The following is a 25416-nucleotide window of genomic DNA, read 5'->3' on the forward strand; positions in this document are numbered from 1 at the left end:
CGCACAGTAACGGGGCCCTGGCCGATCGAATCCGATCGGCCAGGGCCCCGTTGTTGTGGTTAGCCCCTCGGCTCGGGTTCGCGGTGCAACGCGGGGAGCTGCACCACGCGGTCGCAGCGGGCGAGGGTCGAGGGACGGTGCGAGATGGTGATCACGGTGGTCTCCCCGCGCAGCGCCGCCAACGCATCGAGCAGACTCGATTCGGAGCGCGCGTCCAGGGCCGCGGTGGTCTCGTCCAGGATCAAGACGCGTGGCCGCCGGACCAGGGCGCGCGCGAGTGCGATGCGGGCGCGCTCGCCGCCGGAGATGCCCGATCCCGCTTCGCCCAGCTCGGTGTGGACCCCTGCGGGCCAGCGGCCGGGATCCAGGGTGAGCCCGGCGCGGGTCAGGGTGTGGAGTGCGGTGTCCTCGGTCAGGGTTGGATCGGCCAGGCGAAGGTTGTCCCACAGGGAGCCGTGGAAGATCGTGGCGTCCTGCTCCACCAGGCCGACGTGGCTCCGGTAGCCGGACAGATCCAGGTCGCGCAGATCGTAGTGTGCTCCGGTTTCGGCGGTCAGATGAATGCTGCCCCGATCCGGCTCCCAGAGCCGAGCGAGTAGACGAGCCAGTGTGGTTTTGCCCGACCCGGATCGCCCGGCGATGCCGATGTGCTCACCGGCGGCGATGGTGAGCCAGGTGGGAGCAAGGGCGGGGGCGTCCGGTGCGTAGGAAAACTGCACCGCGTTGAGTTCGAGCCCGAGCGGGCCCGCGGGCATCCGCATCGTGGATCCTCGGGGCGCGGACCGAGTGCCGGGGTCTTCGGCGGGTTGCTCGAGGGACTCCACGGTGGGCCCCTCTGTGGGCCCCTCGGGGGGCAGGGAGATTCCCGCAACCACCGTGGCCGCGCTGGCCCGGTGCGGCTGCAGCTGGGTGAGGACCGCGACCGCCTCGGTGAGCGGCGCGAGCACGGTGAGGGTGCCGGCGATGACCGCGGGAATCCACACCCGCTCCAGCCCCGGCTGATTCCAGGCCAGCACAAACACCACAATCAAAATTGCCAGTGTGCAGAGCTCTCGAATACTCGCCGCAGCGCTCTCGCGCACCCGCAGACGCCGCTCCAACTCGACGATTCGCCGCGTGGAGGCGGAGAGTTGCTCACCCACACGGTCCCGCAGATCGAAGCTCAGGATTTCGCGGGTGCCCGAGAGGACATCCACAACGAGGGCCGACTGATCCGACTTCGCCCGCTGGATGCGCTCGCCGAGTCGCGCATTTTTGCGCAGCAGCGGAAGGCTGAACGCTAAAAGCGCCGCGCATCCCAGCGCGAATCCCGCCGCCAGCGTCGGGCCCAGGCCACCCAGCACGAGCAGCGCCCCGATGAGGAGGACCGCGGCACCGGCCAGCTGGGTGAGCGTGTGCGCGTAAAAGAACTCAAGTTTTTCGGTTTCGCCCATCGCGGTCGCGGCCAGGCGTCCCGTGTGCTGATCGGGTGAGCGGGAGGGGACGCCGCGGGCGAAACCGTCAAACAGTGCCATCCGAAGCGCCGCCAGCACCCGATAGGCGATCGAATGGGAGATATCCATCTCGTGCCAGGTGAGGACCGCGCGCAGCAGGACCGCGCTCGCCGCGGCGATCCACCAGCCGGGTTCGGCTAGGCGCTGCTCCACCAGGGCGAGCGTGACGGTGTATGAGCCGGCCACCGCGAGGAACACCAGCGCGAGGTTATTGGCCAGGCCCACCAGGCCGGTCCAGATGAGGGCGCCGCGGTGGGCGGAGAGGGCGGGGATGAGCGCCCAGAGCGGATCGGTGCGGGGCGGCGTGGTACTCATCGAGTCTCCATGACGGTGGTGGATGTGGATGTGGATGTGGGCGCTGCGGTTGAGGTTGAGGCCCGGTGCAGGGTCCCCGCTCGCAGCGTGAGGACGGTATCGGCGGCTTCGAGCGCCTCGGCCCGGTGCGCGATCATGATCACGATTCTGCTGCGGGCCTCCTCGCGCAGGGTTGCCAGCAGCCGTGCGGCCAGCTCGGGGTTCAGCGCCGAGGTGGGCTCGTCAAGCAGCAGGATCGCGCGGTTGGCGAGGAGCCCGCGTGCCACACTCAGGCGCTGGATCTGCCCGCCCGACAGGGAGCGCCCGGACTCGGACACCCGGGTGTCAAGCCCCAGCGGCCAGGAGGCGAGTTCGCGGCCGAGTCCGGCTCGGTGCATCACCGCGAGCATGTCGGCATCCGAGGCGTCCGGGGCCACCGCGCTCAGGTTGGCGCGGATGGTGCCGGGGAAGAGGTAGCCGTGCTGGGAGACCACGCTGATATCCTCGGGTCGCAGGGGTCGACCATCGAGGCGGCACTCGCCCGATGCCGGCAGAAATCCCAGCAGCACATCAAAGAGCGTGCTCTTGCCCGTGCCGGAGGGGCCGGCCAGCGCGGTGATGCCGCCGCGGGTAATCGTGGTGGTGACCTCGTTGAGCACCGGGGGCGAATCCGGAGTGTAGGCAAAACCGACCCGGTCGAGTCGGAGCACGCTGCCGTGAGGCTGGTGCGGTTCGTGACCCCGAGACTGCTCGTCTGGTTGGTGCTGGTTGTCCACACGGTGCTCATCGTCTGTTCGGTGTGGTTCGCCCATACGGTGCTGCTCGTTTGCGTGGTGCCGTTCGATCGCTCGGTGCTCCTTGTTCTCTCGGTACTCCTCCCGGTCTCGGTGCGTCCCCCCGTCCGCGGCACCGGGCCGTGTATCGGATGCCGCGGATTCGGCCGACGGGTCGGTGTCTCCGATGGCGGCATCGATGCTGCCCAGCGCCGACATTCCTAGGTACCCGGCGTGCCAGTGCCGAGCCAGGTCTCGCACGGGTCGGAACAGTTCCGAGGCGAGCATCAGCGTGAACAGGCTGAGGGCCGGAGTCCCGCCCAGTAGCCCCGAGGGCAGGACACCCAGTGCGCTCAGGGTGGTCAACGCGGCCGCGGCGAGCAGGCCCGCCTGGATGCCGAGGTCGGCGAGGGCCGTATCCGCTAGGGAGACCCGCATCGTGCGAACCGTTGCCCGATGGAGGGCATCGGATCGGTCGTTCAGGCGTGCGCGAAACCGCGGCACGGCATCCAGGATCTTCAGGGTGCGCATGCCCTGGAGCCCCTCGGCGAAGTCGGCACTGAGCGCCTCGTAGGTGTCCCAGTGCGCGGCGCCGCGTCGGGTGAGTAGGCGGCTCCACAGCCGGGGTGCACCCACGGCGATGAGGAGCGCCGCGGCCAGGGCGGCGGCGAGAAGTGGATTGATGATCGCGATCACGATCAGCAGGATCGGGCACAGGATCTGAAGCTGCAGGGCGGCGGGAATATACGAGACCACGTAGGGCTCGACCCCGTCGGTGCCCTCGCCGAGGGCGAGCCTGCGGGCGCCCGCACGCTCGGACGCGTCCCGCAGCCGCCGGGGATGCAGCAGCGCCCGGGTGAGTGATCGTCGAACGTCCTCCCGCACCCGGCCGCCCAGCGTGCTGGCCACCCGGACCTGAACCTGGGTGAGCAGCGTCCGGGTGAGTCCGCAGGCCAGCACGGCGGCCAGGCTGAGCATCACTCGCCCGACGTCGTGGGTCTGGCCGGGCAGGAGGCCCGAGAGTGCGGCGGCGAGAAACCAGGCCTGCGCCCAGTAGGTCGCGGTCCCCGCGCACACCACCAGGGTGAGTGTGTTTCGCAGGGCGTGGTGCGGGCGGGTGAGCGCCCAGAGACGCCGATTAGTGAGCACCGTGTGCTCCCTTCGTTGGGTCGGAGCGAAATCCCAGGCCGTGCAGGGTCAGCGGGGCACCGGGATGGGCGTGCCAGCCCCCGATGGGACGAAACCCCAGGGGGAGACCCGCGCCCAGGCAGGAGTAGAGGATGGTGGCCGCAGTGGTGGATGCCCACCACACGGTGGCCGGAGTGGGTGACCGGTCGGCGTGAAAGCGCACCAGGCCGTGGAGTGAGCGGATCCAGTGCTGCCCGGCGCACGAAGCCGCGAGTGAGGGATCGGCGAGCCCGTCGGCGCCGATCACCTCGATCCGGCAGGCGGGTGGCACCTGGATACTCGCGAGGGCGGTGAGGACGCGTTCGGGCGCGGCCTCCGCGGCATCACGTGCCCCGGGGGCGTGCAGCGGGAGACTGCGTCGCCGCGCGAGTACGTCCGAATGCAGGGGTCGGGCGCGGGAAGGTGCGGAAACCGATCCTAGGAAATCCCGGTCAAGGGTATCCGCCCAGGCCGCGGTCTCCGGGTCGGTGCGCGGCTCGCGTTCGGGGAGTGGACGGGGACCGGTTTCGACCCGGGGGCGACCGGTTTCGGCCCATATCTCCTCAAGGATCGCCGAGGCATCGGCCCGCCCGGCACGCTTCGATGCTACGTTCGCCCGCCATCTCGGGCGGCGTATCCACAGCGCGGTCAGCAGGAGCTCGGGCCCGGTGCCCGGCCAGACCTCCTGCCAGCGCGCGTAGGTCGGTAGCCCCAGCACCCGTGCCAGTTCGTCGGGGGCCGCGGGAATCCGCTCGCACTCCAGGCCGTATGCCGCCGCCCGGTGAATGATCCCGGACAGGGCATAAGCGGTATCGGCGACGAGCAGCGGCGGGGTGCGGTGATGGTACTTCCCGCGGGTGCGCTGGGGGAGGACCCCGAGCACCACCAGGGCACCCCGGGGTGTGCGGCCGGGTTGAACCGTCCCCGTCCGGCGCACGAGACTCGCATCCCGCGGATCGAGCGCAAACCTCCCGGAGGAAAGGTCGCATCCGTCGCCGGCCACCAGGTGCACCTGGACCGGATAGCACCCGCCGGCGGACGGAATCGCGCGCCGGGCGGTGCCCGTGGGCTCGCGGGTGAGCGGGTCCGGATGGAAACCGCGCGGACGCCACAGCTCGTGCAGAATCGCCGCGATCGGGACCTCCGCCACGGGCAGGGGCGCGACCCGCTCGCCGCGGTCCCAGCGGTTCTGACGCGGGCCCGGATGGATCGTGTCCGCGGGCACGCGCGAGGACCAGGCCCCGGCGAAGAGCTGCCGGGCATGGTTGGCGGGTTGGGGGAGCTGGAAGGGGGTCATGGTCCTACATGTGGGGTGGCGGAACGAGGGTGAAGTCCTCGGGCTCGGTGGGGATGCGGGTGCGCCAGCCGCGAGCAAGGGCGGCCTCGGCGAACCGCGGGCAGCCCAGATACGCAAAGGCAGCCGGGGCGTTGGGCACGAGACCCTCAACCACCACCCGAACCACGCTGAGCCCGGTTGTCGCGACGTCCGAGGTGGTCAGATCGCGCGCAAAGATCTGGTGGCCGGCATCGATGAGTCGGCGATACACGTCGGCTGGGGCGGTCGCCGGAATATCCGCGATATCAACCAGCCCGAGGGCGGGTTCCCGGAAGCGTCGTGCGAGCGGGTGGACCTCGGGATCCAGCCACACCTGGACGTGGGCACCGAGGTCACGCACCCGGGAGAAATGGGTCCCGGTATCGCGCAGGTAGCGCCGATCCTCCCGATGGTCGAGGTAGAGTCCGCGCGCCATGAGCCCGGCCTCGACGGCCTGGAAGACCCAGCCGTCCGCCTCGGTGATGCCCTGCGTATAGACCCACGTGTGCACGGCTTCCAGGACCGCCTTTCGCGCCGCCTCGGCCGGATCGGTCTTGCATGAGAACCCGGCGGCATACAGCCCGGTTTCGGGATCGAAGACCAGGGCGGCCATGACCGGAGCGAACTCGCTGGGCAGCTCGACGATCCAGTACGTCAGGTGGCTGCCGGCCATCGCCTCGGTGAGTCCGGGAACCGACTCGGGACGGATGCCCCGGGCCTGACCATCCAGGTGCCACCACACCTCCAGCGCGTCGCGTTCGATGGTTTCCAGCAGCGCGCGATCGCGGGCATCGGCATATCCCTGCCCGGTGGCGATGCCCGCATAGTTGAGGTGATGGATGCGCGGCAGGTGGGCAAAGCGTCGCTGCCGCCAGTTGAGCGAGACTAGGCTGGCCGGAAGCCACACGTCCTCCCCGTCGGAGTAACGGGTGCAGCGCATCCAGAGGGTTTCGGTGTGCTCATCGAGGTTGCGATACGGAAAATCGGGGGATTCCAGCTGCCAGGCGGCAAACCGGGGCAGCGCACCGAGCTCCACGATCCGGTGGCCCGCGGCTCGCAGCTCGCTCGCGGTGCCGATCAGGTGCTCTGCGTCGGGGGCCTCCCGCGGGATGAAGTTGCCGCAGTATCGCTCCATTCCCTCGGCGACCGCGGCAATCCAGGCCTGTCGGGGATCACCAAACGTGGTGCCCAGCGAGACGCGGTCGGCCGGCCAATCGCCGAGCCAGCGGGCATCGGACACCTCGGCGGTCATCGAGGTGTAGGCGGGCGGCGCGTTTTCCGGGGTGAGCACCGAGCGGACCCGGCGAATGATGCCCGTGTGCTCGTCCACCAGGGTGTGTAGGGGGAGCAGATTGAGGGCGTCGGCGGTGGTCATCGGGAGTCCTTCCAAGGGGTGGGCATCGTCGGATGGGTGGAGGGCGCGCGCATCGGTGACCCACGGAGTATCGGGGTCCCCGGTGAAGCGGTGGGAGGACGGGAGGGTCGTGGCGTCGCCGAGGACGTGTTCGATGCGTGCCATCAGACCCCCGTGAGCGCGCAGCACGCGGGCGGTCTCGGGGTCGAGGTCCGCGGTGAGGCCGTGACCCCAGGGCCCGGTGAGATAACCGGTGCGACCTCCCGCCCAGGCGCGGGCAAGGAGGAGCGCCTCGCGGGTGAAAAAGTCGGTGTCCCCGCCAATGACCAGCAGCGTGGTGGTGCAGGCGCCATAGCGCGCCGCGAGGTCGAGGGGCCGGGCATCCCAGAGTCGCTGCCAGAGGGCGGGGGCCTCCGCGCCGTATTCGGCGGGGGAGACCACGCTGGCAACGCCGTGGTGCCGAGCCTGTTTGACCCGTCGATCCAGCTCGGTGGGGCTCAGCGGGGCGCGGGAGGTGCGGGTGAAACCGTGTTGGTGCCACCATCCGATGCGGTCACGCAGGCGCGGGGTACCGTCCGGATCATGTGCGGTTTCCCAGAGACCCAGCGCGGGCACCATCGCGATCACCGCGCGGATCGTGGGAACCCGCCCGGGGTGGGTGTCGAGCCAGCGGGCGGCTTCCAGGGCGCAGTGGGCATCATAGGAGGCACCGACCAGGAGGAGCTCGCCCGCGATGAGTCCGAGTCGATCCATTTCGACCACCGTGCGCCCGCCGTCCGTACCCTCATGGTGATAGGGGTGCCAGCTGCCCGGGGACCCGTATCGTCCACGCACGTCCTGAACCGCGACCCGGAAACCGCGGCGTACCCAGGAGAGTGCGTGCTCTCGCTGGGCGGAACGAGCGTAGGGCGTGCGGATCAGGACGGTGCCGCGGGGGCGGCCCGGCGCGGGTTCATACAGGTCGGTGGCGAGACGGATGAGCGGATCGACGGCGATCCCGAGTGTGCGTGGCTCGGTCATCACGGCCGGGACAGGGAACGGGGTTGCGGCCTCGCGGCGGGCTCGGGAAACGCCAGGACCGGGTGTTCGGAGGCGGCGAGGGTCGCGCAGTCCAGCATCCAGAGCGTGCGGCGCAGCCGGGGCAGCTCGGCCGTGTTGTGCTGCCAGGCGGCGATGATCTGGCGCAGCCGGGCCCCGGCCATGTCGAGCGCGACCGGATCGAGGTCGTCCAGACCCGGCGTATGCTCTCCGGCCGTGTCGAGCCAGGCGTTGAGGTCCGCGGCGGCCGGGGAGGCGGCGATGCGGCGACGCAGAACCTGAGAGCCGGTGGGATCTTCGGGCCCAAGCATCAGGGGGTCGATCAGCACCAGATCACCTTCGCGGTAGCAGCGTAGAACCCCGGTGCCCGCGGCGGCCAGATGGTCCAGCTCGCGGTATTGGGTGCGGCCGGCGACAACCTGCACAATGAGCGCGCGATCGGGTGAGGTGGGGGAGCGTGGAGTCGCGTCGAGGCCGGAAAGGGCCGGCGCGAGGGCGGCCAGATCGGCGGGATCGCCGGCGAGGGAGATGCCCTCGCGTCCGGGAATCGGGGCCGCGTGCTGTGCGGCGCGCTCCGCCAGGCGTTCCCCAACCTGTCGGTACAGGTCCGCCGCGGAGGCGGTGGTAGTGCTCGCGGTGACCCGGAGGAAGGTGCCGTCGGATGCCCGGACGACCGTGTGTCCATCGCGGGTGAAGAGCTCGGGTGTGGTGTTCACGGGTGTCCTTGCCTGATGGTGGGCGGGCACCCCGCGGGGCGAATCCGAGGATCCGCCCCGCGGGGACTGTGACCGACTAGTCGAACGGGTTCTCGACGAGTGCGTTCGAATGGCTGGCAGACAGGTGGGCCAGCTGCTCGGTCTCTTCAACTTCGGTCAGTACCACGGTGTTTTCCATGGGGTTCCTTTCGTCGGTGTTTCTTCGTGCTGCCGGTCGGCAACGCCTTCACCCTATAATTAAATGATAATCATTATCAATAACAGTTTCGAGGGAGAGCCCAGATGGACGTACTCGTGGTGGCGGACCAGCGCGGGGAGGCGATCGGATTTATCGACACCGATTCGGCCTCGCTGACCGACTGGTGGCGCGGTCAGGTTGTGGCCGAACATGCCGGAATCCTGCCGCTCGGCGGCGGAAAATGCGCCTGGGTGGACGACGCCGGCGGTGCGCTGGTGGTGGTTGATGCTCTGGCCCGACAGGTGCGCGAACGAGTGTCGGTGGCGATCCCCGGCGAGCATCTGGCGTGTGATCCGAGTGGTCGTTTCCTCGGCGTGTCGACCGGGTTGGGTGCCTCCTGGGAGCCGTGGAGCGACCTGGTGAGCGTGGTGGATCTGGACGCCCCCCAGGGACCCCGGTCGCGCCGGGTGCGCACCCGAGCGGGGGAGCCCGGTGTCATCGTGACCGGGGGTGCGCATCCACCCCGCGTGGTGCTGCGCCACCGGGAGCCGGGTGCGCTGGAATCGCTGGATGTGGCGGAGATTCTGCGGGTGGGTGTGCACTGTCCCGAGCTGCATGCGGATGAGATCTTGCCGATCGGTGACACCGGGCATGGCGATGTCTACGATCCGGTTTCCGGGCAGATGTGGGTCGCCACCGACCGTGGGCTCGAGTGCTTTGATGTGACCGGAGTGGTGCCTCGGTCGCTGGGGGTGCGCCCCTGGGTTGCCCCGGGTCGCGCCTACTTCCTGCGCTTTTGCCCGCGCCGCCGGATCATCGTTGCGGTCCTCAGGCAGGGTGGCGATGCTCCCCGCGACTGGGCCGACTGGGGGAACACGCTCTGGGTGCACACCATTGATACCGGACAGACGCGCACCGCTCCGCTGGGGAAGGGGCTGATTTTTCGATTCGCGCTCACGGCGACCGGGATCGCGGTGGCGCGGGTGCACCCCGAAGGAGACGACCTCGCGGTCTTCGACCTCGATGCGGCGGAGGCGCAGGTTGGGAACGATCCGGCGAGGAGTCTCGCGGCCCCGACCGTGGGTGAACGCGCGCCCGTGGCGGGGAGCCCGCTCAGTCTGCGCGGAACCTGGAGCCTCACCCCGATGGATCGAGCCCCAAAACCCGGGGTCGAGCCCTGGGATGATGCGGACCGACGGGCCATCGCCGCATCCGCACGGGATGAGCGTGTCGCGCTGACCCGGGGTGGACACGGCGAGGTTCTGCTGATCGATACGGCCAATCCCTCCGCCTCGCCGGTCACCATTCGGGTGCCCGGTGCCCTGCGGGACGGCGGACACCTCGCCTGGATCGACGCCACGGCACCCGCACCCGGGGATCTGGTGGGGCGATGAGCGACGCCAGCGTTCTCGATGCGGAGGATGCCCGCCGGGCGCGCGCCTACTTCCGGGAGGCCCTCACTCGCTGGGACACCACCGCCCGGCAGGGAATGCCGCAGATTGCCCGAGGCATGGCCGTCTACACCTGGCGCGGACCGGGGGAGGACTTCCCTCGGCTGTACTGCGAATCCGCATCCACACTGGGTGCCGCGTGTGCGCCCGGGCGCACGCCGACCCCTCCGGACCCGGGCACGGCACTGCCGGCGCCCGCGGGCCGGGTGGTGCGTGGGTTTGCGCTTGATCCCACCGGAAGGCGGGTGGCCGCGCTGCTGGGCACCCCCGACTCGGAACTCGCCGAGGTGTGGATCCTGGCCGCCGACACCGAACCCGGTCGCCTGGACGTACCGCCCGTGTGGCACGCGCGCCCGGTGTGGATCGATGCCGGGCCGCACCACGAGTCCTCCCTGTGGATCCTCACCGGCAAGCCGCCGGTTCATGAGGTGTGGCGGGTGGCGGGATCGTCCGAGGATGCGCGTCCGGTGGGCCTGCCCGCGGAACTTGCCCACACCCCCGAGGGGTTGCGGCTGCGTCTGGAGGGCGGTTCGGGCGGCGTTCGCCTCATCGCCCGGCATCCGGGGACTGAGCCGACCACCTGGATTTTTCGGGACGACGGCTGGGTGCCGGAGCCCGGCAGCGCAGCAGCGCCTGTGCCTGTGCCTGCGACCGTGCCCGCGGCTGGCCGTGTCGCGCTGGCCACCTCCCTCGGCGAGGTTACCGCGCGCGAGGTGGAGGACGCTGTGGTGCTGTCACTTGGAGGAACACCCGTCCATGCGCTGTCCGCGGCCGAACGGCTCCTGGCCCTGAGCGTGAGCGAGGATCAGACCGGGGTGTCCCTCTGGGTGCATAGCGCCTCGCCCGAGCGCCCCTCGGGGGTGGTGTGTGTGGACCTGACCCGCGCATCGGCATCTGCGTCGGCCTCGGCAGCGGGTCGCGGCGACGAGCACAACACCCACCTGCACCTGACAATCCTCGCCCGAGATGGGACCCCGGTGCCGCTGGTGGTTTCGCTGCGGCGCGAGTTTCTGGAGGGGGACCATCCGCGAGCCCCCCGACCCCTTCTGCTGTCGGTCTACGGAGGATTCGGGGTGCACCATCGCACCGAGGCGGAGCCCACCGTGGCGGCCTGGCTTGAGGCCGGGGGCGTGTTTGTGGCCGCGCAGGTGCGGGGCGGCGGCGAGCTGGGTCCCGAGTGGCATGAGGCGGGCCGCGGGACACGGAAGATTCGGGCGGTGCACGATCTGATCGATGTGGCTCACGCGCTGGTGGCCGGGGGATGGACCCGCACCGAGGATATGACGGCGCTGGGAGCCTCCCACGGCGGGTTTGTGGTGACCGCGGCGGCGCTGATCGATCCGTCCGCGTTCGGGCGCGTCATCGCGGTGGCCCCTGTGCTGGACATCGTGGACCTGCGCCGCCACGGCCTGGGAACGCAATGGCTGCACGAGTTTGGTGTGGACGGGGAGACTACGGCTGCCCAGCGCGCCGAGTACTCGCCGCTGCACCTGGCGACCGCCCGGGAACGCGCCGAAAGTGTGCCACCCATCCTGTGCTGCATCCTGGGCCGGGATGAGCGGGTGGACAACACCGCGGCGACGCGGTTTGCCGACGAGCTGAACAGCCGCGGCGGGCGGGTGGCGCTGCTGACCGAGGCGGGCGACGGTCATGCGCAGCGTGCGGCGGGAACCCTGCTCGATTTTTCGGCGACCCTGCTCGGCTTCGCCGCGGGGACAACCCCGTGGATGGGGATGGCCGCGACGTAGGGGGCTAAACCGTCCCGATCAGCGCCACCACGCTGGCCCACACACAGGCGGCAATCGTCACGCTGAAACCCAGCAGCCAAAAAACCGAGGGGATGTGGGTCTGCCGGGCGAGGATGAAGGCATCCGAGGATTCCAGGTTGCGGTGCTTTCGGCCGTGTACGGCAAACACGTTGCCGAGGCCACGGATGGATCCCACCAGCAGGGCCAGGCCCACGGTGATCAGCGCATAGGTCTGCATCACCGAATCCGCGTAAACCCATAGCGCGGCACCGCCGGCGAGGGTGGCCAGGGCGATCAGGATCGCGCCCCAGCCGCGCAGGAAGATCAGCGAGAGCACCACCAGGATCGCGCCGCCGAGGATCGCCGCCCGGGTGTAGCCGGCGGTCGCGGTGAGGATCAGTGCGGCCCCCACGATCGCCGGCGCCGGGTATCCCAGGAAGCCCGAGATGACCGCGGTGAAGGATCCACCCGAGCTGATCGTCGAGCCGCCGTGATTGGCCCCCACCCGGATCGCGCGCACCCGGCGGCCCAGCAGCCCGGCCGAGAATGCGTGGCCCAGTTCGTGGACCAGGGTGGTGAACATCCCAAACCAACGCCAGGTTACCCGCGGCACGCTCAGCAGAATCGCGGCCAGGATGATCGATCCGAGGATCAGTGGCTCCAGGGTCACCGGGGCGGTTCGTCCGAGGAACGCATCGAGGGTGTCGCCCCAGGAGGCGGGGGTGAGGGCGAGGGAGTGCAGAGAAATGGGGGTGCCTTTCGCGCGGGGAACACCCTATTCTCCCGAGCTTCACTGAACGTTCGCACTACGCTCACCGGCGCGCTCGCCGCACCCCGAAATTGCCGGTACACTTGTGGATACCAACATCGATCCGGCCATCACCGGGGAGTTTTCGGAAGAGCGCGGCCCCGGCCGCGGGTAGAACCGAACGGGTCAGGCCCGTCATAGCCCAATGAAGCGATTCGCCCCCTGCCCGGGGATCAGCGAATAAGCGAGGTGGTACCGCGGCTCATGTCGTCCTCGCAGGAGAAAATCTCACTGCCAGGAGTTGCACATGTCGTATCCGAAGTCCCAGGACTCCCAGCCCGGTGCCGCGTTCGGTATCCAGGCCTCGCCGCGTTTCCCCGAGATCGAGGAGCAGATCCTCGAGTTTTGGCGTACCGATGGGACGTTCCAGGCCTCGATTGACAACCGCGAGGGTGCCCCCGAGTGGACCTTCTATGACGGCCCTCCCTTCGCCAACGGCCTCCCGCACTACGGTCACCTGCTGACCGGCTACGCCAAGGACCTGTTCCCGCGCTTCCAGACCATGCGCGGCAAGCAGGTACACCGCCGCTTCGGTTGGGACACCCACGGTCTGCCCGCCGAGCTCGAAGCCGAGCGTGAGCTGGGCATCACCGATAAGAGCCAGATCGAGGAGATGGGTCTGGCCGCGTTCAACAACGCCGCGCGTGAGGGTGTGCTGAAGTACACCCGCGAGTGGGAGCGTTATGTGACCCGCCAGGCGCGCTGGGTCGACTTCGAAAACGACTATAAGACCCTCGACATCGACTTCATGGAGAGCGTCATCTGGGCGTTCAAGCAGCTGCACTCCAAGGACCTCGCCTATGAGGGCTACCGTGTGCTTCCCTACTGCTGGCGCGACCAGACCCCGCTGTCCAACCACGAGCTGCGGATGGACGACGACGTCTATAAGGACCGTCAGGACCAGACCGTCACCGTGACCTTCCCCTTCACCGGCGAACGCGCCGACGCCCTGGAACTCACCGGCGTGAAGGCCCTGGCCTGGACCACGACCCCGTGGACCCTGCCCACCAACGTTGCCCTGGTTGTGGGCCCGGCCATCAGCTACGCCGTGCTGCCCGCGGGCCCGAACGGTGCCCACGACGGCGGCGACGCCGCCTCGCAGTACCTGCTGGCCGCCGACCTGGTCGGCAGCTACGCCAAGGACCTGGGGTACGAGGATGCCGCCGCGGCCACCGCCGCGATCACCCGCACCCTGGTTGGCGAAGAGCTGGTGGGCACCCGCTACACCCCGGTGTTTGACTACTACCAGACCACCGAGGACCTGGATATGTCCAACGCCTGGCAGATCCTCTCCGACGACTATGTCAGCACCACCGACGGTACCGGTATCGTCCACCAGGCCCCGGCCTACGGTGAGGACGACCAGCGCATCTGTCAGGCCGCCGGCATCCCCGTGGTCCTCTCGGTGGACGAGGGTGGACGCTTCCTCCCCGAGGTAACCGATGTCGCCGGCGAGCTGTGGTTCGAAGCCAATAAGCCGCTGACCAACCTGCTCAAGGAGAAGGGCCGCCTGCTGCGTCAGGCCAGCTACGTGCACTCCTACCCGCACTGCTGGCGCTGCCGGAACCCGCTGATCTACAAGGCCGTGTCGAGCTGGTTCGTCAAGGTCCCCGAGTTCAAGGGCCGTATGGGCGAGCTCAACCAGGAGATCAACTGGGTTCCGGAGAACGTCAAGGACGGTCAGTTTGGTAAGTGGGTGGCCGGTGCGCGTGACTGGTCGATCAGCCGCAACCGCTACTGGGGTTCGCCGATCCCGGTGTGGAAGAGCGACAACCCCGACTATCCGCGCATCGATGTCTACGGATCGCTGGATGAGCTTGAGGCCGACTTCGGTGTGCGTCCGACCGACCTGCACCGCCCCTACATCGACGAGCTGACCCGCCCGAACCCGGACGACCCCACCGGTCAGTCCACCATGCGCCGGATCACCGACGTGCTGGATGTCTGGTTCGACTCGGGCTCGATGCCCTTCGCCCAGGTGCACTACCCGTTCGAGAACCAGGAGTGGTTCGAGAGCCACAACCCGGCCGACTTCATCGTCGAGTACATCGGGCAGACCCGCGGCTGGTTCTACATGCTGCACACCCTGTCCACCGCACTGTTTGACCGTCCGGCGTTCAAGAACGTCATCAGCCACGGCATCGTGCTGGGGAACGACGGCCAGAAGATGAGCAAGTCGCTGCGCAACTACCCGGATGTGAACGAGGTCTTTGACCGCGACGGATCCGATGCGATGCGCTGGTTCCTGCTCTCCAGCTCGGTCATCCGCGGCGGCAACCTGGTGGTCACCGAGGAGGGCATCCGCGAGGGTGTGCGCTCGGTCCTGCTGCCGATGTGGAACTCCTGGTACTTCTTCTCGATGTACGCCAACCTCGCCACCGAGGGCGGCTACGACGCCAAGCGTCGCACCGACTCGACCGACGTGCTGGACCGCTACATCCTGGCCAAGACCCGTCAGCTGGTCATCGAGGTCACCGATCACCTGGAGCACTTCGACACCCCGCTGGCCGCGGCCGCGCTGCGTGACTTCGCCGACGTGCTCACCAACTGGTACGTGCGTCGCTCGCGTGACCGCTTCTGGGCGGGCGTGGACGCGGACGGCAACGGCAGCGAGGCGTTTGACACCCTCTACACCGTGCTGGAAACCCTCACCCGGGTGGCCGCGCCGTTCCTGCCGCTGGTGACCGAGCAGATCTGGAAGGGTCTGACCGGTGGCCGTTCGGTGCACCTGACCGACTACCCGAGCGCCGATGAGCTCCCCGCCGATGACGCGCTGGTGGCCGCGATGGACCAGGTCCGTCAGATCGCCTCGACCTCGCTGGCCCTGCGCAAGAAGGCCGGGCTGCGCGTGCGTCTGCCGCTGGCGACGCTCACCGTGGTGGCCGCCGACACCGCGGGCCTCGCCGCCTTCGAGTCGACCCTGCGCGATGAGCTCAACGTCAAGTCCGTCGAATTCGTGGAGCTCGCCGAGGACAGCGCCGCAAGCTACGGCATCACCTCGAAGCTCGCCGTGAACGCCCGTGCCGCGGGTCCGCGCCTGGGCAAGGAGGTGCAGACCGTGATCAAGGCGGCCCGCGCCGGCGACTGGAGCCAGGAGGGTGACGTGGTCACCGCCGGTGGCATCGCCCTCGAGCCGCACGAGTACGAGCTGACCCTCGAGGTGGGCGATGGTGGTTCGGACGACAACGCGCTGGCCTTGCTGGCCGGCGGCGGATTTGTGCTGCTGAACACCGTGACCACCCCGGAGCTGGAGGCCGAGGGCCTGGCCCGCGACGTGATCCGCGCCGTGCAGGACACCCGTAAGGCCGCCGGTTTTGAGGTGTCCGACCGGATCCGCCTGGACCTGGTCTTCGCCGACGCCGCCGACGCCGAGGCCGTGACCGTGGCCACCGAGCTGGTGGACATCGCCGGGGAGACCCTCGCCACCGAGTTCGGGCTGATCGGTCTGCCCGAGGGTTCCGCCCACGCGGCGGCCGAGGGCACCGACTGGCTGGCCGAGGTGCTCGATGAGCGTCCCGAGTTTGCGCAGTCGATCGCCGCGGGCAAGTTCGCCAACGCCGGTCGCTTCGTCGTGGCGGTTTCCCGCCTCGACGCCTCCACCGAAATCTAATTCCCACCTTATTTCACACTCAGTAGTGCGATCCGGGTTCGTCCCCGCGGCCCGGATCGCATATCGAAGGGATCGGCTCTTATGACTCACTCCTCCAACGAACCCGAACTTCCCGCCGACGCGGCGGCCGAGGACGCGGCGGAACTTGCCGCGCTTGGTGAACCTGCCCTGCCCGCTGATGCGGCGGCCGAGGATGCGGCGGAACTCGCCGCGCTTTCCGGGCCGCTGGGTCTTCCCGTCTCCGATCCGTCGGATGTGGGGGAGGATGCCGAAACCGACGTGGATGAGGAAATCCTCAACAGCGAATTCGACACCGACCGTGCGGCGGTCGTGTTTGCCAAGCTGATGCAGCGCACCGGCGAGGTGGCCCCCGAGCCGCGCCTGGATGCCACCGCCCGCGTGCTGGAGCTGCTGGGTGACCCGCAGCACCAGGTGCCGGTGATTCAGATCACCGGCACCAACGGCAAGACCAGCACCTCGCGGATGATCGAGTCGCTGCTGCGCGCCCACGGGCTGCGCACCGGGCTGTTCACCAGCCCGCACCTGGTGCACTTCACCGAGCGCATCTGCATCGACGGTAAGCCGATCGCCCACGCGGCGGTGGCCGATAACTGGGACGACATCGAGCCGTTCCTGGAGATCGTGGACGCCGAGCTGGTGGCCGCCGGCAAGCCGAAGATCACCTTCTTTGAGGCGCTGACCATTCTCGGATTCGCCTGCTTCGCCGACGCCCCGGTCGATGTGGCCGTGGTTGAGGTGGGCATGGGCGGCACCTGGGATTCCACCAACGTCGCCAACGCTCAGATCGCCGTGCTGACCCCGGTGGACCTGGACCACGTGGGCAAGCTCGGCCGCAACATCGCCGAGATCGCCGCGACCAAGGCGGGCATCATCAAGCCCGGCGCGATCGTGGTGTCGGCCGCGCAGAAGCCCGAGGCACTGGAGCAGATCAACGCCCGCGCGGCCGAGGTTGGCGCGACCGTGGTGTTGCAGGACCGCGACTTCGAACTCACCGAGGACATCGTGGCCGTGGGTGGGCAGCAGATCACCGTGCGCGGCCGCGCGGCCACCTATTCCGAGCTGTACCTGCCCTTCTACGGGGATCACCAGGCGCAGAACGCGGCCGTGGCGATCACCGCGGTCGAGGCGTTCCTCGGCGACGGGGAGCGTCCGCTGGGCGAGGAGCCGCTGACCGAGGGCCTGGCCCTGGCTACCAGCCCGGGACGCCTGCAGCTGATCGGCACCGACCCCACCATCCTGGTGGATGCGGCCCACAACCCGCACGGTGCGCGTTCGCTGCGCGCGGCGATCGAGCGCTACTTCGACGTGGATGAGGTGGCCCTGGTTGCCGGCATCCTCAGTGATAAGGACGCCGCCGGAATCTTCCGCGAGCTGGCCCCGATCGTGACCACCGCCCTGGTGACCCGCTCCAGCTCGGAGCGTTCCACCGACGTGGATGCGCTCGCGCAGATCGCCCTGAGCGAGCTGCCCGACACCCTGGTTGCCCCGTATGAGGAGCTGGTGGACGCGCTGCTGGCCGCCCGCGAGTGGGCCGATGAGGCGCCGCGCCGGATGGTTGTGGTGACCGGATCGATCGTGCTGGGCGGCGAGGCGATCGAGATCGCCGCCGACCGCGAGTGGAAGGCGTAGTCGTGGCGGGACGGGTCCGGCGCCAGCGCGGCGTCAAGGAGATGCTGCTGTCGATCATCCTGGGTTTCGAACTCATCATCATCGGCCTGGCCTCCCTGACGGTGTTTGGGCTGAAGGCCGCACCGGGGGAGCCCTGGTACGCGCTGGTGGGTGGCGGCGTGGTCATCGTGATCATGCTGGTCGCCTTGGCCACGCTGAAGAGCCCGCTGGGCGAGATCCTCGGCTGGGTGGTGCAGGCGTGCCTGGTGGCCGCGGGCTTCCTGGTGGGCGAGATCTGGGTGGCCGCCGCGCTGTTCCTGGCACTCTGGATCTACGGCGTCTACAAGGGCACGCAGCTCGATGAACGCAACGCCGCCTTCCGCCGGCACCAGGAGGCGGCCGGCGAATAGCCGCCGTTTCCCTGCCACCTCAACACACGCCGCGGCGCGGGTCCTCCGGGATCCGCGCCGCGGCGTTTGTGCGTGTCCGCGACCGTGTCCACCTTGTCCTGCGGCCAACGCCTGGCTCTCGCCTATATCCCCAGAACCGCGGCATTTTTACTCTTGAAGGCACGTTCTTTTCTGGCGAAGCATGGGATTCGTCTGCCCCTCGACGTAGCGTTCTCGCAACGGACACCGCTTCGAGTGTCCCTCTGCGAAAGGAAAGAACATGACGTTAGCGTTGGTGAGACGATTTGGGCTGAGTGTAGCTGCCGCCTCCGCATTGCTTGTGCCGTTGGCGCTCCCGATTGGAGCATCGGCTACCCAGGCGGGGTCGACCCAGGATGGTTCCTCGGTAAATGCTGCAGCGCCCAACTGGTTGCACGTTGGATATTCGATGCAGTATCCCGCCGAAGGTGGGTTTTGGCAGTACGGGTTTAAGAACGCGGCGATCCGGTCTTACTACACGGTGAACCGCGTACATGGCAGCACGGTGGTTCTGAACGGGAGCGAAACCGTGCGCAGTGTGGACACCGCTCCCCAGAAGAAATCCGTCGCGGAAAAACCTGCCTTGAACTATTGGGGCAACGACGATGCCTACTACTATCGCGTTCTTTAGCGGGAAGGGTGCGGGGAGTGCGTAAGCGCGGGGTGGCGGGGATCGCGGTGGTGGCCTGTGTCCTCACCCTGATTCTTGCTGCCCTGATCACCGACCTGCGGGATCGTTCCCTTCCCGAGGCGGTGGGGGCACGGGCGAGTGTCGTGCTGACGTATCCGTCCGGTGCGACCGACGACGCCCGTCTCAGATCCGACCTTGCCGCAGCGAGTGCGCGATTCGGGTTGGGGCTGGTGCGGGCACTTCCGGCGGCGGTGTCGGGCGGTGGATCCGTGTACGCGGAGCTCGAACGGGAGCGTGATCGCCCCAAGAGCGTTCCTCGATTCGGTCCGCTGCCCGCGGCTAGCCTGGTTGGGGCAGATCGGCTTGAGTCAAGCCCGACGGCGGGGGAGTATCTGGTTACGGGGACAACCGCGGACCGCGCCGGTTTCACTCGCTGGGCACGTTCGGTCGCAATCGATATGAGTTGGCGTGCAGACTCCCCGGGGGAGACTATTCGCCTGGTGCTGAGCCAACCGAGCTTTCTCATGGCGACGCTTGCGGTCTTCGGGCTGAGCATTGTTTCCATGCTCGGCTGGCTCACGGTCCGAGCGCGCGGGCGAGCACTGAGTATCCTGGCGGGGATCCGTCCGAGCAGGGTTTTACTTGCGGATCTGCGCCTCTTTAGCGGCACGTTCCTGGGAACCTCCACCGCGCTGACGGCCGTGACGGCGCTCATTGTTGGGCTGTGGCGCGGCTGGGTATTTGTGCCGCGAATCGCCACCCTCCTGGCGGGCGGAATTCTCACGGGGTGGATTCTGGCTGTTCTGGTGGGGGTCTCGGTAGCGGCCGCATCTCTTCCGACGTCACGGATGCTGGCTCGGCGGATACCGCCCATGCGTGCACTGGGACGCGTGGGTGCGATCGCTCGAGTGATCCTGCTGGCCGCGGTTTTGGGAACGCTGTCGCCCGCACTGAGTGCACAGGCGCAGGCTTCGGACGCGGCGCGTCAACTCTCGCAGTGGGAAAGTCTGGGACAGCGCACGGAGATCGTGATCCCATCCGGTACCGAGGAGCGGTGGCAGCGTCTGAGAACCCCGGTTGCGGCCATGCTGCGCGCTGCCGATGAGCGCGGCTTGGCGGCGCTATCGATCGTCTGGGAGCGGGAGCAACTGCGTGAGTATGGGGTAACCGGGAATATCCCGGCGGCGATCATGTTTGCCACGCCGCGCTGGTTTCCCGAGGATCGAGTTCCCGCGGGAACCCGCAATCGAGCCTCGCAATCACTGCGCGAATCCTTTCGGCAGGATCTTGAAAACTGGACCGGGACGCCCGAGCAGGCTCGTTCTGTTTCAGAAAGTCTCGAGCTGTTGACTCCAGTGCCGGGCACTGATGTCCTCGGAGTGGGACTCGGAAACGGCACCCTGGACGCGCGACCAGGGGTGGGAATCGTGATGTTTGAAAACCTCAACGTGTTCAATAATGATTTTCTCGCGGCACTCGCAACCAGCGGCAATATCGTGCTTCGTGATCGTGAATCGGCCCAGCAGCTGCTCGCCGAATTTGGGCTACAGGGTGAGGTGCGCGCACGCTACATTGCCGAAAACGGGCTGGTTCAGGCGCAGTTCGCCGCAGGTTTTGCCACGCTGAGCGCCGCGGCCTTGGCCGCGCTCATACTGGGGCTCGTGTTGGCCACCATCCTGGGGGCGCGCATTCACGCGGAGGTGAATGCGCGGGCCGACCATCCGCTCCGGGTGGCCGGCGTGCGGCCGCTGCGTGTCGTGGCCGCCCGGGTCCGAACCGAGAGCATTCAGGGGGTCGTGGTTGTCGTGATCATCACCGCCATCGTTGGTATCACCCAGCAACCGGGGTTCTGGGTTATTGGCGGGGTGGGACTGTTCGCGATCCTCCTGGCCCCGCTCACCCATGTGCGCGCGGGGCAGCGCGTATTCACTCACCTGCGTCGCCGACTCTTTTAGGAGACCTCATGCACATCGAAACCCGGAACATCGAGGTCCGCCTCGCCGATCACACGCTGATTCGAGGAGTCTCGCTGTCCTGTACCCCGGGAACCATTACCGCGCTCTCCGGACCCAGTGGCAGCGGTAAAACCACGCTGCTGCATGCCCTTGGGCTTTTGCTCCCGATTTCACGCGGCACGCTCCTGATAGACGGTGCCGATTTCTCTCGTGCGTCGGAGCGCGCCCGTCGCGCGTTCTGGCGTGCGCATGCGGCGTTCGTCTTTCAGGACTATGGCACCATCGAGGAGCGTACGGTTGCGGCCAACACGATCATGGCGCTGGGCCCACTCGGAGCCACCGTGCGTGGAGACGCCGGAAAACTGCACACCGCCCTGGAACAGGTGGGGCTCTCCGGGCGCGAACGGGAGCTTGCCGCGCGACTCAGCGGCGGCGAAAAGCAGCGGCTCGCGATCGCACGAGCCATCTACCGCCAGGCGCACCTGATCCTCGCCGACGAACCCACCGCCTCCCTCGATGCCGCCAATCGCGCACGGGTCATGAGCCTGCTGCGTGCGCGAGCGGATGCCGGGGCAACGGTGGTCATCGCGACCCACGATGAGGACTTCGCCGATACCTGCGACACCCGGTTTCGACTCGGATAGTCACGTGCACCCGTGTGAAGGGGGATCCTTATCCCGCGGCGTCCGCGCTACCTCGCCACCACCTCTACGCCCAGGGCGGTGCAGAAGGTGATCAGGCGGGGGAGTCCGGCCGTGGGGTCGTCGAAGTCCCAGTGGAGTTCCGCTTCGGGGGCGAGGGCTGCGGGGGCTCGGTCGCCGAAGAAGACGAACGCGCGGTCTGAGTTGCACTGGCGGCTCATATAGGCGATGCCGTCGAACCCCGCTTCGTGGGCGGCGCGTGCCCAGTGCACCGTGTGTTGATAGTGGGCGGCGGGGGTCGCGGTGACCTGGTCGGCGATCACCCCGAGCCGGCGGAGGCCGAGGCCCAGCAGCGAGGCGAAGCGGAGCGGGCGGGCCGTGGTGATCCGCGAGAGACGGCGGCCGCGATAGGCGGAGGGCAGGAGCGTGCCGCCGCTCAGCGGGGTGTCGTGGAGCAGGGTTTCGGCGATCGCCGCCTGCTCGGTTTCGGCCGCATAGAGCACCGGAACCCTCGGCTCGCCGAAGAAGGCAAAGCGGGTGGGGGCCCCAAAACCCGGGTTGAAGGTGGTCGCCAGGCGCTCGGCCGCATGCACCCGAAACAGCACAAGGCCCGCGGGGACCTCAATCGTCTCGGGATCGAACGGTTCCGGCGGTGCCGGGACTACCAGCCGGGATTCCATGCGCGCCGGGCAATCTCCAAAACCCGCTCGGGATCGGTGTCGAGGTGGTCTACCGGGCGTGACGCATCGTCAAAGTAGGTGCTCGGGGCGCAGAGCCAGAGCACCGCATCAACCTCGTCCCAGTCGCTGGCATGGGCGAGCGCCACCAGCGGTTTCACACACGGCTTGACTCGTCCCCGCCCCCGATCAAACTGGAACCCCGGATAGACAAACCGGTTGAGCCGTTTGAGAGCCAGGAGCTCGCCGCGTCCACGCATATCGCTGGCGAGTGCCCGAACCGCGCTCGGCGTGGAGGAGGAACCAAGAATCTTGGCCACCTCGGCACTGGTCAGCAGGCCAAACTCGGCATCGATCGCGCGGATCTCGTTTTCCCCCGCCTGGGCGGCGCGGGCGAGCGCCGGGTGCGGGGCCTGGGCCGTGCGGGCGAGAACACCGGAGAGCTCACTCACCGCGGTCCGGGCGCGGACCCGCTCCAGGAGGTCGGCCACCTCGGCCGGGGTCGCGTCGGCACCGGTCACCGCGCGTACGGCCTCGTGCACGAGGGCGGCATCGGCGGTGCGCTGCTGTTTGATCGACATCATTCCTCCGTTTCCTACGACTGAGTCTAACGTTGGTTCCGCCAGATATCCAGGAAGATCTCCCGGAAATCCGGGCTTTTTAGCCGCTCGTTCAAAAACATGCCGACTGTTTTGTGACGATTTCCGTGCCGGACACGTCCTAGTTGTGTCGCCGCTTCAGGCGATCCGCACCGGGAAGTGCGGACAGGTTTGTGAAGGAGAACATCATGGCTAACGTAACCGGAAACAACCCCCAGACGAAGATCGACCCGGCAGGCGTGGCCGCCGGAAGCCTCGGTGGCAAGACCACCATTGATGACGGAGTCGTCGCCAAGATCGCCGGTATCGCCGCCCGCGAGGTCCCCGGTGTTTACGCCCTCGGTGGAGGTGCCGCCCGGGTGGTCGGCGCGATCCGCGATGCGCTGAACACCACCGACCTCACCCAGGGCATCAGCGTCGAGGTGGGTGAGAAGCAGGCCGCCGCCGACGTGACCATCGTGGCCGAGTACCCGGTGTCGCTGCAGAAGGTTGCCGATGATGTCCGCGCGGCAATCTACCGGGCAATCGAGGACCTGGTGGGACTCGACGTCACCGAGGTCAACGTGACCGTCAACGACGTCCACATTCCCTCCGAGGATGACCACGAGGAGCAGAAGGCTCCGCAGGAGGCTCGAGTCCAGTGAGTAAGTCGGGAGTGGGGGCCGCAATCGGAGCGGTCCTCGCCCTGACCTGGATCGTGCTCGGCTTCTGGGCCTTTGTGCTCGTCGCCGTCGCGATGCTGGTGGGAGCGGGGATCGGCCGGATTGCCGATGGCCGACTGGACGTACGCGCCCTGGCGGACGTGTTCCGTGGACGGCGTTCGTCGTCATGACCGGGGACGTCCGAGCCGACACCGGTGAGCGCAATCTCATCGGACGGACCACCGTCACGGGCCGGGCGCTTCAGCATCTCGCGGTGGGACTGGTGCGCGATGCCGCACGGGTGACCGCCCAGGACGTATCGGTTTCCTTTTCGGATGAGGCCGGCGCGTTGAAGGCCACGGTGACCGTTCCGGTCGCCCTCGGCCAGCGTCCGGGGGACACCCTGGGTGCCCGGGCCGAGGCGCTGCGCGAGGCGGTGATTCGGGGACTGGATTCGCTCGCCGGACGCAACGTCTCGATCGTGGATATCCGGTACTCGGGTGTCCGCGAGGTGCGCGAGAGGAGGGTGATATGAGTATCGATTCGAACGTCTATACCCGCGTTCTCCGACGCGAGAGCCACGATTCGCGCACGGCACCGGCCGTGGTGATCGCGAGCCTGCTGGTGATTCTCTGTGGTGGCCTGCTGGCGCTGGGCATCTGGATGATCATCGATGAGCGCGTGGGCGACACGGTGGCCGAGTTTCTCTCCGGACGCCGCGCGGCCTTCGATGTGGGATCGGTGGCCCTGGGTGCCGGAATCATCCTGCTGGTGCTGGCGATCCTGCTGATCTGGCTGGCCCTGGTTCCCGGGCGACGCGACCGACGGTCCCGCACCACCGAGCGGCTGGCAATTCTCGTGGATAACGGGGTTCTTGCCGACACCGTGGCCGACCGGGTTGCCGAGGCCGAGGGGCTCGACCGTGGCAACGTGTCGGTTGTGGTGGGACGCACCCAGGCGAGCGTGCACGTCACACCCACCAGCGGGGTCGCGCTCAATCCCGAATCGGTGCGAGAGGTCGCCCAGGACACACTGGTCGCGGCCGGCTTTCCCAGCACGGTGCGGGTGCGGATCGCCGAACGTGGGGTGGTCTCATGAACGCGACCAACCGCATCGTGAATCGTGCCCTGCTGCTGGTGACCGGACTCGCGCTGGCGATAGTCGGGGCATTCCTCGTGCTGGCCAGCGGAAAACTGCCGCGGTGGGCCGATGGCCTCCTGGACACCGTGGCCGGCTGGCTCGGCACCCTCGGCGACTGGCTGGGATCGTTCTGGTTTGAATTCCCCGGCGGGGTCGCCCTCTCCGGGGCGGCGGTCCTGTTGATCGCCAAGCTGGTCATCCTGCTGGTGCTGCTGATCATCTTCCTCTCCACCCGGGGCGGCGGAAAAACCGCCACGGTTCTGCGCATCGAGGGTGGGCAGGGGGACACCGAGTTGGACGCCAATCTGGTCGAGAACCTGATCGCCGCCCGGCTGCGCGAGAGCACCGATGTGCTCTCGGCCGGTACCGGTGTCTATCGGGTTCGGCGGGCACCGGCGATCCGACTCAGCATCACCCTGCGCCGAGGTGCCCGGGTGCCGCGCGTGCTCGATGAGGTCGAGCGGGCTGTGCGCGACTGGGACGCCCTGGCGGGCACAACGATTCCCGTGATCCTGCACCTGCAGGGTCGGGGATGGCTGGACCGGTGGCGCTCGGCAACGCGGGTGCGCTAGGTCGTCAATTTCATCAAGCGTCAATCTCAATAAGAAGGAGTGGTACGGATGCCAAAGAATCTTTTGATTATCGCAATCCTCGTGGTGGCCGCCTATTTTGTGGGCGTGCAGTCGGCCAAGAACCGCGGCAAGAACTATGAGGATCTGCGCCATCAGGTCGAGCGGCTCTGGACGAGCCCGGACGCCAAGAAGGCGCGCAAGAAGTTCGCCAAGAACGCCCAAAAGTCCATCGAGAAGACACGCAAGTCTCTCGTCGGCAACTAGTCACCAACCATCAAAGGAGCAACATCATGAGTGCAGAAAACCGAATCAAGGCAGCAGCGGACACCGTCGTCGGAAAGGCCAAGGAGGTCATCGGCACCGTCACGGACAACGACAAGCTGGTTGCCGAGGGCAAGGCCGATCAGGTCAAGGGTGACGTGAAGGACACCGTCGAGGACGTCAAGGACGCCTTCAAGAAGTAGTCGAGTGGGGGCGAACCGGGTGGTTCGCCCCCGTTCACGTGACGATAGATAACGAATGGACAAAATACTCTTGTTTCGTCCGAGACGGCGGGAG

At 68.0% G+C, this 25416-nt stretch carries 24 protein-coding genes; 15 read left to right on the forward strand and 9 right to left on the reverse strand.

Going from position 1 to position 25416, the window contains the following annotated elements; all coding sequences use genetic code 11:
* Window positions 1-59 precede the first annotated feature (59 nt).
* The 6 genes from C7C57_RS06780 to amiA all read right to left on the reverse strand — a co-directional run bounded on the left by C7C57_RS06780 (window position 60) and on the right by amiA (window position 8328).
* Window positions 60-1808 (reverse strand): ABC transporter ATP-binding protein, encoded by a 1749-nt coding sequence (locus C7C57_RS06780; protein ID WP_187978059.1) that lies wholly within the window; start codon window positions 1806-1808, stop codon window positions 60-62.
* Window positions 1805-3709: an ATP-binding cassette domain-containing protein gene (locus tag C7C57_RS06785; protein ID WP_187978060.1), complete on the reverse strand. Its 1905-nt coding sequence runs from the start codon at window positions 3707-3709 to the stop codon at window positions 1805-1807. The genes C7C57_RS06780 and C7C57_RS06785 overlap by 4 nt, the downstream gene beginning before the upstream one ends.
* Complete coding sequence (locus C7C57_RS06790) at window positions 3699-5024, reverse strand: hypothetical protein (RefSeq protein ID WP_187978061.1); 1326 nt, start codon at window positions 5022-5024, stop codon at window positions 3699-3701. The genes C7C57_RS06785 and C7C57_RS06790 overlap by 11 nt, the downstream gene beginning before the upstream one ends.
* A 4-nt stretch (window positions 5025-5028) precedes the next feature.
* Entirely contained in the window at window positions 5029-7416 is a 2388-nt protein-coding gene (locus tag C7C57_RS06795; RefSeq protein ID WP_187978062.1) for a CocE/NonD family hydrolase, read from the reverse strand.
* Window positions 7416-8150, reverse strand: coding sequence for a hypothetical protein (locus C7C57_RS06800; protein ID WP_187978063.1), 735 nt, complete (start codon window positions 8148-8150; stop codon window positions 7416-7418). The genes C7C57_RS06795 and C7C57_RS06800 overlap by 1 nt, the downstream gene beginning before the upstream one ends.
* Before the next feature lie 76 nt (window positions 8151-8226).
* Window positions 8227-8328 (reverse strand): streptamidine family RiPP, encoded by a 102-nt coding sequence (gene amiA, locus C7C57_RS15835; RefSeq protein WP_245601218.1) that lies wholly within the window; start codon window positions 8326-8328, stop codon window positions 8227-8229.
* Between the two features lie 104 nt (window positions 8329-8432).
* Between amiA and C7C57_RS06805 the strand changes: the two genes are divergently transcribed.
* The gene (locus C7C57_RS06805) at window positions 8433-9722 is read left to right on the forward strand and encodes a hypothetical protein (protein WP_187978064.1); all 1290 of its coding nucleotides are present in this window, start codon (window positions 8433-8435) and stop codon (window positions 9720-9722) included.
* The gene (locus C7C57_RS06810) at window positions 9719-11527 is read left to right on the forward strand and encodes a prolyl oligopeptidase family serine peptidase (protein ID WP_187978065.1); all 1809 of its coding nucleotides are present in this window, start codon (window positions 9719-9721) and stop codon (window positions 11525-11527) included. The genes C7C57_RS06805 and C7C57_RS06810 overlap by 4 nt, the downstream gene beginning before the upstream one ends.
* A gap of 4 nt (window positions 11528-11531) precedes the next feature.
* Here C7C57_RS06810 and C7C57_RS06815 read toward each other — a convergent pair whose 3' ends face one another.
* Window positions 11532-12197 carry a M50 family metallopeptidase gene (locus C7C57_RS06815; protein ID WP_187978066.1) on the reverse strand — a complete coding sequence of 222 codons (666 nt, stop codon included), beginning with the start codon at window positions 12195-12197 and terminating at the stop codon, window positions 11532-11534.
* Between the two features lie 385 nt (window positions 12198-12582).
* Here C7C57_RS06815 and ileS point away from each other — a divergent pair, with 385 nt between their 5' ends.
* The 6 genes from ileS (at window position 12583) to C7C57_RS06845 (ending at window position 21232) form a co-directional block, all read left to right on the forward strand.
* Window positions 12583-15945 (forward strand): isoleucine--tRNA ligase, encoded by a 3363-nt coding sequence (gene ileS, locus C7C57_RS06820; protein ID WP_187978067.1) that lies wholly within the window; start codon window positions 12583-12585, stop codon window positions 15943-15945.
* 345 nt (window positions 15946-16290) lie between these two features.
* Window positions 16291-17595: a folylpolyglutamate synthase/dihydrofolate synthase family protein gene (locus C7C57_RS06825; RefSeq protein ID WP_187978303.1), complete on the forward strand. Its 1305-nt coding sequence runs from the start codon at window positions 16291-16293 to the stop codon at window positions 17593-17595.
* A 2-nt stretch (window positions 17596-17597) separates the two neighbouring features.
* Window positions 17598-17984, forward strand: coding sequence for a DUF4233 domain-containing protein (locus tag C7C57_RS06830; protein WP_187978068.1), 387 nt, complete (start codon window positions 17598-17600; stop codon window positions 17982-17984).
* 427 nt (window positions 17985-18411) lie between these two features.
* Window positions 18412-18633: a lactococcin 972 family bacteriocin gene (locus C7C57_RS15745; RefSeq protein WP_223144793.1), complete on the forward strand. Its 222-nt coding sequence runs from the start codon at window positions 18412-18414 to the stop codon at window positions 18631-18633.
* A gap of 17 nt (window positions 18634-18650) precedes the next feature.
* Window positions 18651-20588 (forward strand): hypothetical protein, encoded by a 1938-nt coding sequence (locus C7C57_RS06840; RefSeq protein ID WP_187978070.1) that lies wholly within the window; start codon window positions 18651-18653, stop codon window positions 20586-20588.
* A gap of 8 nt (window positions 20589-20596) precedes the next feature.
* On the forward strand, window positions 20597-21232 hold the full coding sequence (locus C7C57_RS06845) for an ABC transporter ATP-binding protein (protein ID WP_187978071.1): 636 nt from the start codon (window positions 20597-20599) through the stop codon (window positions 21230-21232).
* A gap of 47 nt (window positions 21233-21279) precedes the next feature.
* Here C7C57_RS06845 and C7C57_RS06850 read toward each other — a convergent pair whose 3' ends face one another.
* Together C7C57_RS06850 and C7C57_RS06855 are read right to left on the reverse strand one after the other, a co-directional pair.
* Window positions 21280-21909 carry an RES family NAD+ phosphorylase gene (locus tag C7C57_RS06850; RefSeq protein WP_255505796.1) on the reverse strand — a complete coding sequence of 210 codons (630 nt, stop codon included), beginning with the start codon at window positions 21907-21909 and terminating at the stop codon, window positions 21280-21282.
* Window positions 21891-22490: a hypothetical protein gene (locus C7C57_RS06855; protein ID WP_187978072.1), complete on the reverse strand. Its 600-nt coding sequence runs from the start codon at window positions 22488-22490 to the stop codon at window positions 21891-21893. Before C7C57_RS06855 ends, C7C57_RS06850 begins: the two co-directional genes overlap by 19 nt.
* A 203-nt stretch (window positions 22491-22693) precedes the next feature.
* On the opposite strand from C7C57_RS06855, the gene C7C57_RS06860 reads away from it, so the two are divergent.
* Genes C7C57_RS06860 through C7C57_RS06890 form a run of 7 tightly spaced genes read left to right on the forward strand, consistent with a single transcriptional unit; the run spans window position 22694 to window position 25322 of the window.
* Entirely contained in the window at window positions 22694-23149 is a 456-nt protein-coding gene (locus C7C57_RS06860) for an Asp23/Gls24 family envelope stress response protein (RefSeq protein ID WP_030143804.1), read from the forward strand.
* Window positions 23146-23337, forward strand: coding sequence for a DUF2273 domain-containing protein (locus C7C57_RS06865; protein WP_030143803.1), 192 nt, complete (start codon window positions 23146-23148; stop codon window positions 23335-23337). The genes C7C57_RS06860 and C7C57_RS06865 overlap by 4 nt, the downstream gene beginning before the upstream one ends.
* Entirely contained in the window at window positions 23334-23681 is a 348-nt protein-coding gene (locus C7C57_RS06870; protein ID WP_030143802.1) for a hypothetical protein, read from the forward strand. Before C7C57_RS06865 ends, C7C57_RS06870 begins: the two co-directional genes overlap by 4 nt.
* A complete protein-coding gene (locus C7C57_RS06875) occupies window positions 23678-24244 on the forward strand; it encodes a hypothetical protein (protein ID WP_187978073.1) in 567 nt (188 codons plus the stop codon). The genes C7C57_RS06870 and C7C57_RS06875 overlap by 4 nt, the downstream gene beginning before the upstream one ends.
* Window positions 24241-24858 (forward strand): hypothetical protein, encoded by a 618-nt coding sequence (locus C7C57_RS06880; protein WP_187978074.1) that lies wholly within the window; start codon window positions 24241-24243, stop codon window positions 24856-24858. Before C7C57_RS06875 ends, C7C57_RS06880 begins: the two co-directional genes overlap by 4 nt.
* A gap of 48 nt (window positions 24859-24906) precedes the next feature.
* On the forward strand, window positions 24907-25122 hold the full coding sequence (locus tag C7C57_RS06885; protein ID WP_156027395.1) for a hypothetical protein: 216 nt from the start codon (window positions 24907-24909) through the stop codon (window positions 25120-25122).
* 26 nt (window positions 25123-25148) lie between these two features.
* The gene (locus C7C57_RS06890; protein ID WP_030143798.1) at window positions 25149-25322 is read left to right on the forward strand and encodes a CsbD family protein; all 174 of its coding nucleotides are present in this window, start codon (window positions 25149-25151) and stop codon (window positions 25320-25322) included.
* The last annotated feature ends 94 nt before the right edge of the window (window positions 25323-25416 follow it).

Origin of the sequence: Mycetocola sp. JXN-3, assembly GCF_014522285.1 — a bacterium.
Classification (GTDB): Bacteria; Actinomycetota; Actinomycetes; order Actinomycetales; family Microbacteriaceae; genus Mycetocola; species Mycetocola saprophilus.